General features: G+C 46.8%; 2 protein-coding genes. Both read right to left on the reverse strand.

Annotated elements, in window-relative coordinates; genetic code table 11:
- Positions 1-271: 271 nt before the first annotated feature.
- Positions 272-1,843 carry a hypothetical protein gene (locus tag ACR2PX_RS07845; protein ID WP_433998800.1) on the reverse strand — a complete coding sequence of 524 codons (1,572 nt, stop codon included), beginning with the start codon at positions 1,841-1,843 and terminating at the stop codon, positions 272-274.
- A gap of 448 nt (positions 1,844-2,291) precedes the next feature.
- A partial coding sequence (locus ACR2PX_RS07850; protein ID WP_433997355.1) for a zinc ribbon domain-containing protein occupies positions 2,292-2,399 on the reverse strand: 108 nt, incomplete at its 5' end.

Raw genomic sequence — 2,399 nt, forward strand, 5'->3', positions numbered from 1 at the left:
CGGTTTGAGACAGTTTTTATGATTATTTGAGGCGAATAGCGAGCTATTCAACGAAAAGAATCATAAAAAATGGCCAAATCAGGCTTTTTCGCAGTAGGTCAGTGGTAAGTCCGACAGGCTCCTAGAACTGCAAAAACTGGGAGAACCATTGGAATCCAATGACAGGACTTACCACTACCATATAGAGAAACGGGCTATACCTGTTGATACTGAGCAGAACCCCGGCCATTAGAAGCGTGATTTATAGGGCCTTTTCAAATCGACTTTTCCTTCATTGACGTTTCTTGAAAACAACAGCCCCTCTGGTGGATCGAATATGCTCCTCAGAGGTGGCTTCAACCAGAGTCTTACCGGTTGCATCAGGCAGTAAAACTCTGTGCCCATCTTTAAAACAACGAACCGCTTTTTCCATGGCTACTTTTACAATAGGGTCGTCGTCGGTGCTGTCGCCCTGATTAAACAGACCAAACAGTAACAAGTCATCGCCCGAGAACTCATCATCTTCATCAAAAATTCCCAGTTCAGCCAATAATTCCGGATGACGCTCAGCTATTTTATCCAGACTGCCAAATAGACTGTCACGGACATAAGTTTCCAGGACTTCCAGCTGCCTGATGGTTTCATCCAGCTTCTGGTCAAGTGATTCACCCGGCTTCAGGGATATACCCAACCATTCTTTCAATATCACAGGCAGAATATTCTGTTTTCCCTTTGCCCGGAGATCTTTTAAAGCTTCAGATAATTCGGCATTCGCCAGCATTCGGGAAAGATTATGGGGATTGGCACCAGACATCACCCGGGTAAAACCTTTTACACGGGTACCATGCTCATTAGAAGGATCACTGTCACCCAGAACAATATCTTCACGGAAAGCACTTCTATCAAAGAAACTGTTCCAGATACCCAGTTTCAGAATCAGATCCAATAAGGGCTTCGTCAGCTTTTCACCCTTTGCCAAACAAAAAAGATGGATCAAATGTGGGTACTTGCCATGCTGTAAATTGAGACCTTCCATGGCATCTTTAAAACTGCATTGTCTGACAATATCCTTGACCGCTTCTGACGGCAAAAACTGCAGAAAAAGGGGTGCTTCATCAAGCCCCAGCAGCGCTTTGAGTTCTTCAGACAACACACGACTCAGAGTTGATGCTTTCTTGGTACTAAGAATATCCTTTATCCTTTTCCTCTGCGGCACTCTGACTCGCTTCTCCTGAGCTGCCCACATTTTTACCGCTGCCGGGCAGGAAAACAGGGTCTTTTTTCTGGCATCTGGAACGGTGGCGGGTGTTTCGCAATAACTCTGGTAGCAATCTTCCGAAAATGCCTTTGCTGGAAATGATTCTCCCTGATGCTCCGCCTGCCACCGTAACTCAATTTTTTGAGCCAGAGCGGGCAGATGCCTGGTGTAGGAGCGAATATCCTGAGCTGCAAACATCAGGGCTTTCAGCTCTTTTTCATGTCTAAGGAATTCTTCTTTTAAATTGGGATCTCTTTCCATGTACGATCCGATCATGTGCCGCTCAAGTGCTACACGTGCCTTCAAAAATGACTGAATCTGAGTTTCAAACTTGTCCTCTGTTGCCGTCAGCTCCATCCACTGACTTAAAGGCATACTGCTCAAATCGACAAGCTGACTATCGTCGACCCCGGATAGCTTGACGGTATAAGACGAGAGTCTCCTGATGTCCGGGTCGTTTTGATAGAAGTGGCTAAGATCATGGGTGTAAAGCTCTTCTCCCCGCAATTCCAGATAGCAGACGCCTGGTAACTTCTTATTGCTGTCAGGGAGATGTAGCTTTGGACGGGTATGATCCAAAGAGGGTTGATGGCTAGCTGCCTGCATGCCTGATCCTTCTGGCTATGGAAAAACAGTCCTCATTATTCAGTTCAGAGCCGTAAAATCACTAACCAAATTTCTGGTTTTGGTTAGTGATACTGACAAAGTTCTGCGAAGGGCTCAGCGGCTGCAACTATTTCAGGCTGGAAGTGTCTGAACTGTGAACGCCAGGCGAAGATCCAGGACTGGAGAGCCGAAGTCGACTCCTTGCAGACTTCGTCAAGCAATGGATTGCAGTCATCGCTGTCGGAACTCAAGCCCCTGGCCTGGCGGCTTTTATTTTTTGTTAAAATTTCAGCATGACTTCAAACGTGAGCAAAGGATTTCCTGCGCTCATTAGGTTCTGTTGACCATAGATTCGCTAGAGCCTGGTGCTCTCTGGTGATTCGGCGCCCCATTGTGCTCAGAAAATAACGACCTGACTTTAATCCAAGCTCTTGACATCCTCCCCGCCCTAAAGGACGGGGATTCCTACAGCTAGACGGTCATGCCCGACCGCAAGAATGTTTCTTGCTGCGTTTACGTCACGCAGATGTTCAGCTCCGCACTCTGAACAGACCCA

Origin of the sequence: Endozoicomonas sp. (genome assembly GCF_051008435.1) — a bacterium.
Classification (GTDB): Bacteria; Pseudomonadota; Gammaproteobacteria; order Pseudomonadales; family Endozoicomonadaceae; genus Endozoicomonas_A.